Origin of the sequence: Mesorhizobium sp. SEMIA396, assembly GCF_024518615.1 — a bacterium.
Taxonomy (GTDB): Bacteria; Pseudomonadota; Alphaproteobacteria; order Rhizobiales; family Rhizobiaceae; genus Mesorhizobium.
On record NZ_JANIFC010000004.1, the window covers coordinates 223192 to 238544 of the forward strand.

The following is a 15353-nucleotide window of genomic DNA, read 5'->3' on the forward strand; positions in this document are numbered from 1 at the left end:
AACGGAGGAGGACGGCATGAAGATCGAAGTCGTGGTGGACGTGAAGACCACGCTGGGCGAAGGACCGCTGTGGGACGTCGAACAGGAACGACTCTACTGGATCGACAGCTTCGACGGGCGCGTGTTTCGGGCGACCGCCGACGGACGCGAGATCCGGTCATGGGATGTGCCGATGAAGATCGGCTCGATGGCGCTGCGCAAGGACGGTAGCGGCGCCGTGGTGTCGCTGCAGCGCGGTTTCCATCTGCTCGATTTCGCCTCCGGCGATGTGACGCTGATCCACGATCCCGAGCCGGACAAGCCGATGAACCGGCTCAACGACGGCAAGGTTGACCGGCGCGGCCGCTTCTTCGCTGGCTCCATGGACACGATGGAAGAGGGGCCGTCCGGCGGGCTCTACCGGCTCGATCCGGATTTCTCCGTCACCCGGATCGATTCCGGCATCATCTGTTCCAACGGTCCATGCTGGAGCCCCGACGACCGCACCTTCTATTTCGCCGACACCTGGACCGGCGAGATATGGGCCTACGACTACGACATCGCCACCGGTGTCGCCACCAACAGGCGTACCTTCGTGCGCGTCGACACGAGCCGGGGCGGTGCGGCGGACGGCTCGACCGTCGATGCCGAGGGCTATCTGTGGAATGCGCTGGTCTATGACGGCCGACTGATCCGCTACGCCCCCGATGGCAGCATCGATCGCATCATCGACATGCCGGTCAAGAAGATCACCAGCGTCATGTTCGGCGGACCGAAGCTCGACACCCTCTACGTCACCTCGATGGCCAAGCCGCCGCTACCCCGTTTTCCCGGCGACGGCGTTTTGCGCGGTAGCCTGTTCGCCATCACGGGCCTTGGCATCAAAGGCGTTGCGGAACCGCGCTTCGGCGGCTGACGCCAGGCAAGCGAAGCGCCCGTAGCATACGCGCATCAGGCCTTGGCGCGCAGGAATCCCTCATTAAGAATGTGGCAGCACGTCCGAGGCGTCTGCTCTTCACCCAATGGCACAATGAGCGGTCGACGGATCATTGGCCAAAGAGGTCCGGGCGGGCCACGTTGAGCCGTTGAACCGTGCGAAGCACTTCGCGCAAATGCGCCGCCATACGCGCGCCTGCCTGCTTTGCCTCGCCGGTCTCCACGGCCTCGAAGATCGCCACATGCTGAGCGAGCAGCGTTTCGAGGTGGCCGGGCTCTGGCAGGCTCAGATAGCGCACACGGTCCATCTGCAGCTTGACCACCTGGATCACCCGCCAGCTCTTGGGCAGGCCGGCCTCTTCGCAAAGGCTGCGATGGAAGCCCTCGTCGAGCTCGAGAAAAAGCTCGCGGTCGCCCTCGGCCACTGCCTTGGCCTGCTGGGCAAGGTTCACCCTGCCTGCCGCGATGAAGGCGCTCGAACCGTGGCCGGCCAGCTTCTGCACGACGGAGACTTCGAGTGCCTCGCGAATGAACTGCGCTTCCTCGACGTCACTCAGGCGGATCGGCGCGACGAAGCTGCCGCGTTGCGGCAGGATGTCGATCAGCCCTTCATCGGCAAGCCGGATCAGCGCCTCGCGCACCGGTGTACGGCTGACACCGAGCTGCTGGGCGAGGTCCTGTTCGCTGAGCGCCTCCGACGGCAACATCGCCAGCGTCGTGATGGCGCGGCGCAGGCGCTCGTAGATCTGCGGCGAGATCGGCATGCGATTGTTGACCGGCTCCAGCACCCGCGAGGGGTCGCGCTGACCGGCGTTCTTCAGCCTGGCAGCATTGCCTGAAAACCTGGTCGCCCCCGAAAGCTTGGTCCCCATGACGAATCCGTTGCTGTGAATGGCGCTGCACTGCTCCGGTCATGACACCACGCACGTCCCAACTCAAGCGGCAAGCAGGATTGACGCTGTATTGACATACTACCATGGTAGTGTGTATGACGCCGGCAGGCTAGGGGGAGAGGAGCCGGCATGAAGATCACGGACATCAAGGCGACCACCATCACCGTTCCGCTGGAAGCAGCATTGCGGCACAGCAACGGTACGCATTGGGGACGCTTTGTCCGCACCGTGGTCGAGGTCGAAACCGACGAAGGCATTGTTGGGCTCGGCGAGATGGGCGGTGGCGGCGCCGGCGCCGAACTCGCTTTCGCCGGGCTGAAATCCTACCTGGTCGGCCATGACCCTTTCGATCTCAACCGGATGCGCTATGCCATCTGCAATCCGACGGCGTCGCTCTACAACAATCGCACGCAGCTCCACGCAGCGCTGGAATTCGCCTGTCTCGACATTATCGGCAAGAAGCTCGGCGTGCCGGTCTACCAATTGCTTGGCGGGCGCGTGCGCGACCGGATCGGCTTCGCCTCCTATCTGTTCTTCCGTTATGCCGACCGCCGCAGCGGCAAGGGAGAGGTCCGCACCATCGATCAATTGCTCGAGCATGCCCGCGCGCTCAAGGCCGAACATGGTTTTCACGCCCACAAGCTCAAGGCCGGCGTGTTTCACCCCGACTATGAGCTGGAGTGTTTCAGGGCGCTCGCCGCCGAATTTCCTGCCGACACGCTGCGCTACGATCCGAACGCCGCCCTGTCGGTCGAAGAGGCGCTGCGTTTCGGCCAAGCCATTTCCGATCTCAGGAACGACTATTTCGAGGATCCGACCTGGGGCCTTGCCGGCATGCGCCGCTTGCGCGAGAAGCTCTCCATCCCGCTGGCCACCAACACCATCGTCATCGATTTCGAACAGCTCGCCACCAATGTGCGCGACCCTGCGGTTGACGTGATCCTGCTCGACACCACCTTCTGGGGCGGCATCCGCGCCTGCGTGCGCGCCGCGCAGATCTGCGACACGTTCGGTCTCGGTATTGCGGTGCATTCCTCTGGCGAACTCGGCATCCAGCTCGCCACCATGCTGCATCTTGGCGCTGTGCTGCCCAACCTGGTCTTCACCGCCGACGCGCATTATCACCACCTTGCCGACGACATCATCATCGGCGGCAAGATGCCCTACGAGAATGGTGCGATCGCGGTGCCGGAGGCACCGGGCCTCGGTGTCGAGCTCGATCGTGACAAACTCGCCACCTATGCCGAGCTCTATCGCTCGCTGGGCGGCTATGCCTACGACCGCGATCCCGGCCGTCCGGGCTGGTATCCGCTGCTGCCCAACACGAATTTCGCCGACCATTTGAACGATGCCGTGCCTGATCTCGGGCTGGGCTGAGATTTTTCGTTCGAAAGGATCGGCGGGAGGACGCTATGACTTTCAACCGGAGGAGAACAACAATGAGCAGGACCACAGCCTTATTCATTGCAGCCATGCTCGGCTGCACCAGCTTTGCAGCGCTGGACGCGCGCGCCGATGAAGGCGTCGCCAAGGGCGACACTTCGGCCAAGAAGATCGCCTTCAGCAATTCCTACGCCGGCAATTCCTTCCGCCAGGTGATGATCAAGAGCTTCGAGGAAATGGGCGCCAAGGCCGTGGCCGACAAGCAGATCGCCGCAACAGCCGTCGTCAGCTCGAACAATTCGGTGACCGAACAGGCCAGCCAGATCGAGAACCTGATCCTGCAGGGCTACGACGCGATCATCGTCCTTGCCGGCTCCGACACCGCACTCAACGGCGCCATCAAGGATGCCTGCAATGCCGGTATCACGGTCGTTGCCTTCGCCAGCGGCGTCACCGAGCCTTGCGCCTATGTCGTCGACTACAACCTTGACTCCTATGCCAAGGCAGAACTGGATTTCATCTCCAGCAAGCTCGGCGACAAACCGGCCAACATCCTCGAGATCCGCGGTATGGCCGGCGACGGTTTCGACAAGCGCCTGCATGAGGGCGTCGAGAAGGCGATGAAGGCGCACGCCAGCTACAAGGCTGTCGGCGAGGTCTATGGCCAGTGGACGGCGACCGTGGCACAAAAGGAAGTGTCGGGCATCCTGCCGTCGCTGCCTCAGGTCGATGCGGTGCTGACGCAGGGCGGCGACGGCTATGGCGCGGCGCAGGCATTCAAGGCCGCCAACCGGCCGCTGCCGATCATCATCATGGGCAACCGCCAGGACGAATTGGCGCTGTGGAAGCAGGAGCATGATGCCGGCGGCTACGAAACTTTCTCGCTGGGCGCCACGCCCAGCGTCTCGCAGGTCGCGTTCTGGGTCGCGCAGCAGATCCTGGCCGGCAAGCAGGTGCCGAAATTCGTCGAGGTGCCGCTCCTGCAGATCAATCAGCCTGACCTCGACGCCTGGCTGAAGACGGTTCCCGCAGGCGGCGTTGTCAATGCCGAATATCCGCAGGAGCTAGTGGCCAAGATCATCGACGCCAACGTAAAGAAAGAACCTCTGCCCGGCGTACCCGCGCCGAAATGAGCAGCATGGCCGAATGATGAACGATCCCACGTCGCCCAAAAAGGACGCAGCAGAGAGAGGCGATGCTGACAGCCCTCTTGTCGAGGTAGGCAATGTCCGCAAGAGCTATGATGCCGTGCATGCCTTGGGCGGCGTGGATTTTCATCTGAACCCCGGCGAGGTCGTTGGCCTGGTCGGTCACAACGGCGCCGGCAAGTCGACGCTGATGAACGTGCTGGCCGGCACCATCGAGCGCAGCAGCGGCAGCTTTCGCGTCGGCGGACGTGAGATCGGTGCCTGGAGTGCGGCCAGTGCCCAGCAGGCCGGTCTGCGCTGTATCTTTCAGGAACTGTCGCTCTGCGCCAATTTGACGTCGGCGGAAAACACCCGCATCGTGCACAGGTCCTTGCGTGGGTTGGGCTGGCGGCGGCGCGCGCGCCAGGTAATCGGTCCGGTGCTGGACGAGATCTTCCCTGGCCACGGCATCGACCTCGACAGGAAGGTCGCCGACCTGCCGATCGGCGAGCGACAGATGGTCGAGATCGCTCGCGCCTTCACGCAGACCAGCATCAAATTGCGCGCCGTCATTCTCGATGAGCCAACCTCGGCGCTCGGCCATGAGGCGACGGAGCAACTGCTCACCCACATTCGTCGTGCCGCCGGACGTGGTATCGCCTGCATCCTGATCACCCATCGACTGAACGAGATCCTCGCCGTCTGCGACCGCACCGTCGTCATGGTCGACGGCAAGGTCGTCGCCGAGCGGCCGACCGCCGGCCTGTCGCGCGCCGCGCTTGTCGAATTGATGGGCAGCATCGAGCGGCCCCGCGATCGCTCCGTAGGCAAGGCGTCGTCGGTGCAAGCTCCGGTTATCCGGCATGCCGGCCGCGACACCGCTGATCTGACCATCGAAGTCGGCAAGGGCGAGATCATCGGTTTCGCCGGGCTCGACGGCCACGGCCAGCGCGAGCGGCTGCGCGCGATGTTCTATGCCGCGCGCCGGCAGCGCGAGGCCTTGCCGGGTGCCTATGTTGCCGGCGACCGCGGCTCTGAAGGCGTGTTCTCACTGTGGTCTATCGCCGACAATCTGACCATCCGCAGCCTGAATGCGCTGACGCGGGGCGGCATGATTTCAGGCGCCGCCGCTCGCAAGCTGGCCGAGACCTGGTCGGAGCGGCTCAAGGTAAAGGCGCCTTCGATCGACACGCCGATCATGTCGCTGTCCGGCGGCAACCAGCAGAAGGTGCTGTTCGCTCGTGCGCTGGCGTCGGACGCCGAGGTGATCTTCCTCGACGATCCGATGCGCGGCGTCGATGTCGGCACCAAGCAGGAGGTCTACCGGCTGATCCGCGCGGAGGCCGAGAACGGACGCGCCTTCGTCTGGTACACAACCGAACTCGAAGAGCTGACCAATTGCGAGCGCATCTATGTCTTCCGCGAGGGCCGCGCCGTGACCAGGCTGGAAGATGAGGCCATCGAGACCGGCCGTATCCTGCAGGCGTCGTTCGGAGGCGACCATGTCTGACGCGGCTGCCCGAGTTCCGGCCCGTTCTCCTTCCAATCCGCGTTCGGCCTTGCTCAATGCCATGCAGGTCGGCCTGCCGGCTATCGCGCTGCTGGTTATGCTGGCCATCATCTTCAGCATCCGCCCGGCGGCGATGAGCTATTTCGGCTTCCATCTGCTGTTCAAGCTCTCGGTGCCGCTGGTCTTTGCCGCGCTGGCGCAGATGATGGTGATCATGCTGGGCGACATCGACCTGTCGAACGGCGCCTTTGTCGGGCTGATCACCTGCGTCACGGCGCTCTATCTCGGGGACGCGCCGGCAATCGCGGCGCTGTGCTACATCGTCCTGATCGCCGCCTATGCCGGTTTCGGCCTGCTTATTCATGCCCGGCAATTGCCCTCGATCATCGTGACGCTGGGCATGTCCTTCATCTGGCTCGGCATCGCCGTCATCCTGTTGCCGGCACCGGGTGGCTCGGCACCCGCATGGCTTGCCGCCTTCATGAGCTGGCAGCCGCCTTTGATGCCGCTGTCGATCTGGCTGGCGGCACTGGCGGCGCTCGCCGGCCATCTCGTCATCTCACGCTCCTCCTATGGCGTGGTGCTGCGCGGCGCAGGCGGCAATCCGCGCGCCGTCGAGCGCGCCGGCTGGTCCGTTATCGGCATCCGGGTCGCGGTCTATGCGGTCGCCGGCCTGCTCGCCTGTCTGGCCGGGCTGACGCTGACCGGCCTCACCACATCGGGCGACGCCAATGTCGCGCCGGCCTATACGCTGCTCGGCGTCGGCGCGGTGATCCTCGGCGGCGGCGCCTTTACCGGCGGCGTCGTCTCGCCGGTCGGCACGGTGGTCGGCGCTCTGACGCTGTCGCTCGCGGGCTCGCTTTTGTCTTTCCTGCAGGTGCCGCCGACGTGGCAGATCGGCGCCCAGGGCGTCATCCTGTTTCTCGTGCTGGCCGGGCGCGTGCTTTTGTCGGAGCGGACGCGATGACCCGGAGATTGAGCCTCGCGCCGTGGACCTACGGCTTCATCGTGGCGCTCGCAATGTGGCTGGCGACGACAGCCTATTCGGGCATCGGCAGTGCCGGCGCCACGTTGTCGGGCGCGCTCGCCTTCGGTGCCTTCAGCGTGGTGGTGGGAACCGGGCAGATGTTCGTGGTCGCTTCCGGGCCGGGCAATATCGACCTGTCCGTGCCATCCGTGCTGACGCTGGCCGCCTATGTGTCGATGACGGTGATGCAAGGGTCCGACGGCATGCTGCTGCCTGGCCTGCTTGCAGCACTTGCCGTCGGCGCTGTCGCTGGTGCCGCGAACTTCCTTGCCATCGTCGCGCTCAGGCTGCCGCCGATCATCGCGACGCTCGCCTGGAGCTTCGTCTTCCAGTCGCTTGCCTTCAATCTCGGCGGCCAGGCGACGCTGAAGCCGCCGGCAGGCCTTTCCCGGTTCACCTCGATGAGCCTTGGCGGTGTGCAATTCATGCCGATCGCGGTGATGCTGCTGACGCTGGCCGCCATGATCGCTCTCAAACGCACGGTCTGGGGCCGGCAAGTGCTGGCCACCGGCCAGAGCGAACCGGCGGCGCGGCTTGCCGGCATCAACGTCGCACGGGTGCGGTTGATTGCCTATATGCTGTGCGGCACGGCGGCGGCGCTCGCCGGCTTCCTGCTTGCCGGCTTCAGCGGCGGGGCAGCACTCAACATGGGTGACGCCTATCTGATGGAATCGATCGCCGTGGTGGTGCTTGGCGGCACCAGCGTCGCTGGTGGGCAGGCCAACGCGGTAGGCATATGGGGGGCTGCGTTGTTCTTCAACCTGATGTCTACCATGCTCAACACCTTTGGCATCCAGGCAGGCGTGCGCTTCCTTTTGACCGGCGTGCTGATCATCCTGATCGTCGTTCTCGTGCCGAGGCCTCGCGTCAGATGACATCCGCCACTGACACGCTCGCCAAGCTGTTCGAAACAGAGGCGGTTTCCTTCGTCGATTTGACGCATCCGATGAAGCCCGGCATGCCGGTGTGGCCGACGCACCCGCATTACTGCCAGGAGATGGTGGAATCCTATGACCGCGGCGACGTCGCCTGCAACCATGCGTTGGCCATGAGCGAGCACACCGGCACGCATTTCGACGCGCCGGTCCATTTCATCCGCGGCGGTGCTGCCATCTCCGGCATTCCGGTCGAGCGTTTCTTCGGCCGCATGGTGACGATCGATGCGCGTGGCTGTCAGCCCCGGCAGGCGGTCGAGCCGGATTCTATCTTTGCTTTCGAGGCCGAACATGGCCGCATACGGCAGGGCGACGCCGTGTTCTTCCATTTCGGCTGGGACCGGCTCTGGGACGATCCGGCTGCGTTTCTCGCCGACTGGCCAGGACTGTCGCCGCAAGCAAGCGAATTGCTGGTCGAGCGCGGTGCGCGCATCGTCGGCTCGGACTGCCTGTCGATCGATTGTTTCGGCAGCGAGGATTTCCCGGCGCACAATACGTTGCTTTCAGCAGGCATCCTGATCGGCGAGAATTTCGCACGGCTTGGTGACTTGCCGCCTTGGTGCTTCCTGATCAGCTTGCCGCTGGCGATCGAAGGCGGTAGCGGATCACCGCTGCGCGCCGTCGCGCTGGTCGAGGGCTAATTCCGGCTTACGAGAAGTCCAGCTGAACCTTGAGCGTTCGCTCCGGTTCCTTCTCGATCAAGTTGAAGGCTGCGCGTGCATCGGCCGCCGCGAACACCTGCGTGATCATGCCTTGCGGATCGAGCCGCTTGTCGGCCAGCCATTCGACGACGCGCGGCAACAGCCGGCGGTTCAGGCGCGAGCCGACGATGGTCAGTTCCTTGCGCACCACTTCCTGCTGGCTGAGGTTGGATGGGGCGTCCGAAAAGCCGAGCAGGCCGATGCGGCCCGCCGGGCTGGCCAGCCGGCAAGCCTCGTCGAGAAGTGCGGGAATGCCGGCGCCGTCAATGACCAGCGTCGGGCCAAGACCGTCATTTTCACCGCGCACCGCGGCCGGCACGGGATCGCGCACAGAGTGGATCACCCTGTCGGCACCGAAGCGGAGCGCTCGCTCCAGGCGGGCTTCGTCGATATCGGCAACGATGCACCGTGCGCCCTTGAGTTTGGCGACCTGCAGGACAGTGACGCCGACCGTGCCGGCGCCATAGATCAGCGCTGTGTCCTCGGGTCCGCAACCGGTACGATCGAGCACATTGGCGGCGATGGAAAACGGCTCGGCCAGTGCCGCCAGCCCAAACGGCATATCCCTTGGAACCGGTATGACATTTGCCGCCGGCACCGCGACGAAGGCGCGAAAACCGCCGTCGCGGTGAACGCCCATCACTTCGAGGTTGGCGCAGACATTGGAGCGGCCGACCCGGCAGGGATAGCAGTGGCCGCACGACACCACGGGATCGACCACCACACGGTCTCCCGTCGCAATGCCGGTCACATTGCGTCCGAGCGCTGTTACGCTGCCGGCGAATTCATGGCCGATGATACGTGGATAGACGGCGAACGGATTGGAGCCATGCAGGATGTGAATGTCGGAGCCGCAGATGCCGGCACGGCTGACATGAACGACGACTTCGCCTGCCCCGGGCTGGGGTATCGTGCCCTGCCGGACTTCCAGCGACTGCGGCGCGCGAACGAGAACTTCAAGCATGGCCTCACCACTTGTATACTAGTCGACAAGTGGCTCAATCTCGCTGCTTCGTCAAGCGCTCATGGCGGCTGTTAGACAGCCTCTTACCTGACACGTTGCGACACGAAATCGGAACTGGCGTTCACTGAAACGCAAATGCCCTGGCGTCCGCAGTTTGGACGCTCAATGCGCTGTCTTGCCGGTCTCCTCTCGAAGGGGCGGGCAGTCAAAATTTGTTGACTTCCATCAAGGAGGAAATGACTACCGCTTGCCTATCCGTCGGACCATAAGACAGGCTGTGCGATCGGGGCCTCGGCCGGCTTGCCGCACGGAAGGCGACCTTGCCTTTGAACGCGGACGCGCCATCTGGAATGGGGCAGCCGCCTGCATGACGGAATGGCAACAGCATTGGAACAGCCTCAATTTGCCACCGAGCGCGATCCGAGGCTGAGACTGATTATTCCAATCATCGTCGCCATCGCCTTTCTGATGGAGCAGCTCGATTCCACCATCATCACCACCGCGATCCCTGCCATCGCGCGCAGCCTCGACACGACGCCGGTCAGGCTGAACCTGGCGATCACCACCTACATCCTGACGCTGGCCGTATTCATTCCCGTCAGCGGCTGGTTCGCCGACAGGTTCGGCGCACGAAAAGTGTTCGCGCTCGCGCTTTTCACCTTCACCCTCGGCTCGGCGCTGTGCGGCATGGCCAACAGTTTCGGCATGCTTTTGGCGATGCGCGCCCTGCAGGGGCTGGGCGGCGCCATGATGACGCCGGTCGGGCGGCTGATCCTGCTGCGCAGCTTTCCGCGCAGCGGGTTGATCACCGCCATGACCTACATGACCTTGCCCGCCATCATGGGGCCTGTGATCGGGCCGCTGCTCGGCGGCCTGTTGACCACCTATGCATCGTGGCGCTGGATATTCTATGTCAACGTGCCTTTCGGTTGTCTCGGCATTCTGGCGGCGCTGCGCTTCGTCGACGATTTCCGCGAGGAGGCGGTGCAGCGCTTCGACTTCGCCGGGTTCCTGATGGTGGGATGCGGAGTCGCGCTGCTGCAGTTCGGACTGGAAAGCATCGGTAGGCCGATCATCTCCGTTTCGGCGACAGCGTTGGTGTTGGCCGCGGCGATCCTGCTGCTGCTCGCCTTCGGGCGCTATGCGCGCCGCGTCGTTGCACCGGCAGTCGATCTGACACTGTTTCGATTTCGCTCGTTCTGGGTCGGTACGCTCGCAGGCGGCCTGTGCCGCGTTGGCCTCAACGGCGTGCCTTTCCTGTTGCCGCTGATGCTGCAGGTCGGCTTTGGCATGAGCCCGGTCACCTCGGGCTCGCTGACATTCGTCGGCAGCTTCGGCGCCTTGCTCATTCGGCCGCTGCTGTCGCCGCTGTTGCGGCGCTTTGGCTTCAATGTCGTGCTCATCGGCAGCGCGGTGGTCGGCTCCGCCGCTGTCGGGGGCTTCGCCTTGATCGAAGCCGATACGCCGCACTGGATGATCGGCCTTTACGTCTTTGTCTTCGGGGTCATCCGGTCGGCGCAGTTCATGACCTCCAACACGCTGTCCTATGCCGACCTGCCGGACGACAAGCTCAGCCGCGCCACCAGTCTCGGCGGCGTCCTGCAGCAACTCAGCGTTTCCCTGGGCGTTTCGATCGCCGCCATGGTGCTGGGCCTTGTCGCAGGAGAAACCCGCATCGTGACAGCGGAACGCTTCCACCAGGTGTTCCTGCTGACCGCGGTCATCCCGCTGCTGTCCGTCCCCGGCTTCCTGTACCTGCGTGCCGAGGACGGCGTGCAGGTCAGCGGCCATGTTCGACCACGAAATTCTCGTTGACGCCGCGCCTTCGGCTGTCCTGGAGACATCGAGCCCGCCTGTCTGCCTGGCTGCCACCAATCGGCCCGGACCAGCTCGTGGCGCACGATGTCTTCCATGCTGGAATTTCAGGCGAAGTCCGCTCCCGCGCTTTTCTTCGAGAGCCGCGAAAGAAGGTGAACAGTCAGCACGACGGCCAGACCGGAGACGAGCGTCGAGAGGGTGAAAAGTGCGCCATAGCCGATGCGGTCGGCGATCGCACCGGCCATCATCGAGCCGATCAGGTAGATGATGATCTGGGCGCAGGACAGAATGGTGAAGTCCGTTCCAGGCTGATCTTTCGATGACACCGCCATGAACAGGCTGTAGAGCGCCACAATCTCCATATAGCGGATCAAGGTCTGAAACCCCGCCGCTCCCAAAAGAGTCCATATGCCCGTGATTTCGCCGGCCGCATGCAGGGCAAACAACAGGAAGCAGATCGTGCGCAAGGCGCCGAGCAGCAGCAGCGTTCGGCCGGCGCCGGAACGTCGAACAAGCATGGCCGCTATGAAGGATCCGGCAATGCCGGCCGTCGCCGCAGAAATACCGCTCAGATATCCGATCGCCGACAGCGGCAATCCGACGTCGACGAGATAGGATCCCTCCATGGATTTCACCAGCCCTTCGCTCGCCCGGTAGGTCAGTGCGATCATCAGGACGGTCACGGCTTCCGGGCGCTTGAGAAAGCTGGAGATCGAAGGTTTCGCCCGCGGTTCGGCGTTTTTTGTAGCGGTGTCCTCCGGCATGAAGGCGATCGCAATCAATGGCAGGGCTGAGACCGCCGCGATCGTCAGCACCATCGCCTGCCAGCCGACCCAGCCATAGAGAAGCAGGGAAACGGTGCCGCCGACGATGACGCTGAGTGCGACCGCTCCGCCCTGGATTGCGTTTCCAACGGCGCGATCCTCTTGCCTCAGGGCGAGCGTGGCATAGCCGTCGGTTGCAATGTCCTGCGTCGAGGTCAGCACCGCGATCGCGAAACCTATTGCGAATATGGCTTTCAGATTGGTCGGTTCCACAAGGGCGAGTGCCGCTATGGCGATCACAGTCCCGATCTGCGTGGGAAGAATCCATCCGCGGCGGTGCCCGATCGCCATCGGCCTGATCCGATCGACGAGCGGTGCCCAGAGGAATTTCACCGTCAGCGGGATCATCAGGACGGCAAGCATGCCGATGGCCGTTCTCGACACGCCAAGCTCGCGCATGATCGGCGGCACCGCGGCGACCAGGAGATAACCCGGAATACCCTGGGCGAGGTAGAGACCCGCCAGCACGGCGAACAGCCGCAAACGCTGCCAATCCCGCCGCTCTGCCGGCCGGCTGATGGTCTCGGATGCGAGCCCGCTCATGGCCGAACTGCCTTGTCGAGATGTTTGGCGGCGAACTGCCGCGCTTCCTCTCTGTCGCTGGTGACGTGGACCGGAATAGCCCAGAGCCGCTCGAACGATTGCCGCGATCGTGGGTTGGGATTGTCACGCACCAGTGCCAAGGCCCGGCATGCGCTGGAGATGCGCTGCCGCGTGGCCTTGGCCCATGCGGCCTGACGGACTTCCCCCTCTCGGGAGAGATGAGTGCTGCCGGCAATATCCACCACGATGGCATAGGGTCCATCGAGGTTGCCGATCCGGTCGAGCGCTTCGAGGTAGTCGGCCTCGTCGGTTGCCGCGTGCGGAGGGTAGAGGCGCAGGTCGACGATGCCGTCCTTGTGCATCTCGAAACGAACCATCTCAGAAGGTGACCTTGTAGCCGAGCGATACCATGCGGCCGAAACCATTGACGACATTGTTGCGCGTGGCGCTAGCTGTCGGATTCATGTAGTTGGTGTCGAAGACGTTCTCGACGCCGACACTGAGATCGCCCTTGCCGACCTTGTGGCTCGCAAGGATATTTACCAGTGCCGCGCCCTTGATCTCGGGTACGGTCGTTATCTTGTCCCGGCTGGTGAAGAACTGGACCTCGCTGCGAAGATTGAGGCCGTTGTCGAAGACATAGGTCCCGTAGACCGTGCCGTGCACCGGGGTCGCTATCCTGTTGTTCGGCAGCCACGCATCGATATTGCCATCGCCGTCATTGTCGTAGCGCCCCTCGGTATAGCCAAGGAGGCCACCGACGGTGAGGTTGCCGGTCAGGTTCCACCATGCGGTGACTTCGACGCCCCAGATTTCCTCCTTCTGCTGCGACACGCGGTTGGAGGCGATGTCGTAGTTCACGCCTTGGTCGGAGGTGGACAAAAAGGCCGACAGCGAGCCGCCATAGTCGACATCGCCGCCGCGAATGCCGATCTCGTAATTGTTGACGACCTGAGGGCTGGGAGCGATGTCAGCGTAGCTGACCGTATAGTCGGGTGCGCCTGCGCCGGGACATGCCAGCGCCCCGTAGGCGTCGCACAGTTCGGCACTGCTGTTGGCGCCGGCTCGCCGCGTGAAGCTGCCGATGTCGGTCAGCGAGAACCCCTGCGAGAAGCCACCGTAAAGCTGGACATCGGGCGTGAGATCGAATGTGCCGCCGACATTGAAAGTCAGATTGTCGTAGTCAAAGGACCCGCCGATGACGTTGATCGCCGGATATGGCCGGTTGATGTAAAAGATGGCTGGGCGGTTGAAATCCTCGATGTCGAGGAAGTAGCGTTCGTAGCGCAATCCACCTTGCAGGCGCAGCCGGTCGGTCACAGGGACCTGCAACTGGGCAAAGCCGGCGACCGAGTTCTGCTTCATCGGACTGATGACGTCCCAGCCGTTCTCGAGTTTCTGGAAGGTCTTGTCGTGGATGAAGTCCAGGCCCCAGGTCAGCGTCGACCCCTCCAGCAGCATGTCGAGAGGGGTCTCGACCGTAGCGGTGACGCCGGCGCGCTTGCTGAAGAGCGTGGTCTGGGCAAAGCTGGCCTGCGGGTTGAGCGGGTTGCCCGAATAGTAGACCTGATTGTTCACGAAGCGATCGAAGCGGGTGAAGGGAAAGCGCTTCTCCATATCGTTGTAGAACGACTTCACTTCGAGCGATCCCAAGGCGAAGGCGGTGTCGGTATAGCGCGCGGTGAAATATTTTGAATTCTCTTCCACGGATTCGCCCGTATACGGCGCCGTGTAGTCGGGCGCCGCTGGAGTGGCCTGGAAATTGGAAAACCAATCCGGATTCTGTTCCATGCGGACCAGTTCGCCGGAGACCTCGAAACGACGGGCCCCGTCCTCATATCCCAGTCTTGCATAGAGGTTGCCGAAGTCGGTGCGATCGCCCCCGCCTTGGCCGAGCATGGCGTCGGACGGCAGTTCGCGACCGTCTCCGTCATAGGTCCGGCGCGTCCGCTGGCCGCTGGCCGAGAACATGTAGTCGAATTTGCCGATCTTCTGCGTCGCCGAAACCGAAACTTCCGGCGCCAGGGACTTGCCGGGATTTGCAGTGAACGCCTTCACCTTGGTCTCGACGGTGACGGTTGGTCTTTCGGTCGCGTCCCGCCTGGTGATGAAATTGATGGTGCCGCCGGTCGCGCCGGAGCCGTAAAGGCTGCTTGCCCCGTTGACCACCTCAATGCGCTCGACTTTGCCGAGATCGATAAGCGAAAGCGTTCGTGAAACGTCACGCAACGGGGTGTTGCGGGGAATGCCGTCGACGAGAATCAGCACGCCGCGACCGCGAAAGCTTTCCGAGGCACCTGAAATCGTCTGGTTTGCGATCGAAAAACCGGGAACCAGCTTGGAAATCAGGGTCGCCGGGTCGCTCGTCAGCTTGAGCTGTTGTGCCAGCTCATCAGCCTCGATGACCTGGACGGACCCGGGAATGCTGGAGATCGGCTGCTCCGTTCTGCTCGCCGTCACCAACACTGTTTCCAGCTGTATCGCGGGTGCCGAATCTCCAGTGTTCTGCGCCTGCACGGGCATGGTCGTGAAAGCAAGTGGCAGCAGTGCGAGGCAAGTTCCCGCGATCAGTTCATTCCGCATAGTCGCACTCCAAATTGGCCCCTCGGGTGCCGCAAAGGCATTGAGGGCCACAAATCGCTGGCTCCCTTTTCCCGGATCGATTAAATATGTCTCAATTACTCATGTTATCGATCAGGGCGATGGCGCGCTT

General features: G+C 63.3%; 13 protein-coding genes. 8 read left to right on the forward strand and 5 right to left on the reverse strand.

What is annotated here, in order from left to right; genetic code table 11:
- Positions 1-16 precede the first annotated feature (16 nt).
- On the forward strand, positions 17-895 hold the full coding sequence (locus NP503_RS13085; RefSeq protein WP_127268273.1) for an SMP-30/gluconolactonase/LRE family protein: 879 nt from the start codon (positions 17-19) through the stop codon (positions 893-895).
- Between the two features lie 130 nt (positions 896-1025).
- On the opposite strand, the gene NP503_RS13090 is transcribed toward NP503_RS13085, so the two are convergent.
- Positions 1026-1787, reverse strand: coding sequence for a GntR family transcriptional regulator (locus tag NP503_RS13090; protein WP_127268272.1), 762 nt, complete (start codon positions 1785-1787; stop codon positions 1026-1028).
- 150 nt (positions 1788-1937) lie between these two features.
- Between NP503_RS13090 and NP503_RS13095 the strand changes: the two genes are divergently transcribed.
- From NP503_RS13095 to NP503_RS13120, 6 genes are all read left to right on the forward strand, one after another.
- Positions 1938-3185 carry an enolase C-terminal domain-like protein gene (locus NP503_RS13095; RefSeq protein WP_127268271.1) on the forward strand — a complete coding sequence of 416 codons (1248 nt, stop codon included), beginning with the start codon at positions 1938-1940 and terminating at the stop codon, positions 3183-3185.
- Positions 3186-3247: 62 nt separating this feature from the next.
- Positions 3248-4324, forward strand: a complete 1077-nt coding sequence (locus tag NP503_RS13100) for an ABC transporter substrate-binding protein (RefSeq protein ID WP_127273121.1) — start codon at positions 3248-3250, stop codon at positions 4322-4324.
- A 13-nt stretch (positions 4325-4337) separates the two neighbouring features.
- Positions 4338-5828 carry a sugar ABC transporter ATP-binding protein gene (locus NP503_RS13105; protein ID WP_236383134.1) on the forward strand — a complete coding sequence of 497 codons (1491 nt, stop codon included), beginning with the start codon at positions 4338-4340 and terminating at the stop codon, positions 5826-5828.
- 61 nt (positions 5829-5889) lie between these two features.
- The gene (locus NP503_RS13110; protein WP_245456869.1) at positions 5890-6795 is read left to right on the forward strand and encodes an ABC transporter permease; all 906 of its coding nucleotides are present in this window, start codon (positions 5890-5892) and stop codon (positions 6793-6795) included.
- The gene (locus tag NP503_RS13115) at positions 6792-7730 is read left to right on the forward strand and encodes an ABC transporter permease (protein WP_127269554.1); all 939 of its coding nucleotides are present in this window, start codon (positions 6792-6794) and stop codon (positions 7728-7730) included. The genes NP503_RS13110 and NP503_RS13115 overlap by 4 nt, the downstream gene beginning before the upstream one ends.
- Positions 7727-8431, forward strand: coding sequence for a cyclase family protein (locus NP503_RS13120; protein WP_164748650.1), 705 nt, complete (start codon positions 7727-7729; stop codon positions 8429-8431). The genes NP503_RS13115 and NP503_RS13120 overlap by 4 nt, the downstream gene beginning before the upstream one ends.
- 7 nt (positions 8432-8438) lie before the next feature.
- Here the strand turns inward: NP503_RS13120 and NP503_RS13125 are convergent, their stop codons facing one another.
- Positions 8439-9455, reverse strand: a complete 1017-nt coding sequence (locus tag NP503_RS13125; RefSeq protein WP_127269556.1) for a Zn-dependent oxidoreductase — start codon at positions 9453-9455, stop codon at positions 8439-8441.
- A 375-nt stretch (positions 9456-9830) separates the two neighbouring features.
- Between NP503_RS13125 and NP503_RS13130 the strand changes: the two genes are divergently transcribed.
- The gene (locus NP503_RS13130; RefSeq protein ID WP_127269557.1) at positions 9831-11270 is read left to right on the forward strand and encodes a DHA2 family efflux MFS transporter permease subunit; all 1440 of its coding nucleotides are present in this window, start codon (positions 9831-9833) and stop codon (positions 11268-11270) included.
- Between the two features lie 107 nt (positions 11271-11377).
- On the opposite strand, the gene NP503_RS13135 is transcribed toward NP503_RS13130, so the two are convergent.
- The 3 genes from NP503_RS13135 to NP503_RS13145 are packed head-to-tail and all read right to left on the reverse strand — an operon-like array spanning position 11378 to position 15223.
- Positions 11378-12640: a RhtX/FptX family siderophore transporter gene (locus tag NP503_RS13135; protein WP_127272287.1), complete on the reverse strand. Its 1263-nt coding sequence runs from the start codon at positions 12638-12640 to the stop codon at positions 11378-11380.
- Positions 12637-13017: a hypothetical protein gene (locus tag NP503_RS13140; protein WP_127272286.1), complete on the reverse strand. Its 381-nt coding sequence runs from the start codon at positions 13015-13017 to the stop codon at positions 12637-12639. The genes NP503_RS13135 and NP503_RS13140 overlap by 4 nt, the downstream gene beginning before the upstream one ends.
- Position 13018: 1 nt before the next feature.
- A complete protein-coding gene (locus tag NP503_RS13145) occupies positions 13019-15223 on the reverse strand; it encodes a TonB-dependent receptor (RefSeq protein ID WP_127272285.1) in 2205 nt (734 codons plus the stop codon).
- Between the last annotated feature and the right edge of the window lie 130 nt (positions 15224-15353).

Excerpts from the sequence above, each read along its gene's own strand:
- NP503_RS13105 (WP_236383134.1), top strand. The coding sequence starts at position 4,338 with ATGATGAACGATCCCACGTCGCCCAAAAAGGACGCAGCAGAGAGAGGC.
- NP503_RS13145 (WP_127272285.1), bottom strand. The coding sequence starts at position 15,223 with ATGCGGAATGAACTGATCGCGGGAACTTGCCTCGCACTGCTGCCACTT.
- NP503_RS13120 (WP_164748650.1), top strand. The coding sequence starts at position 7,727 with ATGACATCCGCCACTGACACGCTCGCCAAGCTGTTCGAAACAGAGGCG.
- NP503_RS13090 (WP_127268272.1), bottom strand. The coding sequence starts at position 1,787 with ATGGGGACCAAGCTTTCGGGGGCGACCAGGTTTTCAGGCAATGCTGCC.
- NP503_RS13110 (WP_245456869.1), top strand. The coding sequence starts at position 5,890 with ATGCAGGTCGGCCTGCCGGCTATCGCGCTGCTGGTTATGCTGGCCATC.
- NP503_RS13115 (WP_127269554.1), top strand. The coding sequence starts at position 6,792 with ATGACCCGGAGATTGAGCCTCGCGCCGTGGACCTACGGCTTCATCGTG.
- NP503_RS13135 (WP_127272287.1), bottom strand. The coding sequence starts at position 12,640 with ATGAGCGGGCTCGCATCCGAGACCATCAGCCGGCCGGCAGAGCGGCGG.
- NP503_RS13095 (WP_127268271.1), top strand. The coding sequence starts at position 1,938 with ATGAAGATCACGGACATCAAGGCGACCACCATCACCGTTCCGCTGGAA.
- NP503_RS13140 (WP_127272286.1), bottom strand. The coding sequence starts at position 13,017 with ATGGTTCGTTTCGAGATGCACAAGGACGGCATCGTCGACCTGCGCCTC.
- NP503_RS13130 (WP_127269557.1), top strand. The coding sequence starts at position 9,831 with ATGGCAACAGCATTGGAACAGCCTCAATTTGCCACCGAGCGCGATCCG.
- NP503_RS13100 (WP_127273121.1), top strand. The coding sequence starts at position 3,248 with ATGAGCAGGACCACAGCCTTATTCATTGCAGCCATGCTCGGCTGCACC.
- NP503_RS13125 (WP_127269556.1), bottom strand. The coding sequence starts at position 9,455 with ATGCTTGAAGTTCTCGTTCGCGCGCCGCAGTCGCTGGAAGTCCGGCAG.
- NP503_RS13085 (WP_127268273.1), top strand. The coding sequence starts at position 17 with ATGAAGATCGAAGTCGTGGTGGACGTGAAGACCACGCTGGGCGAAGGA.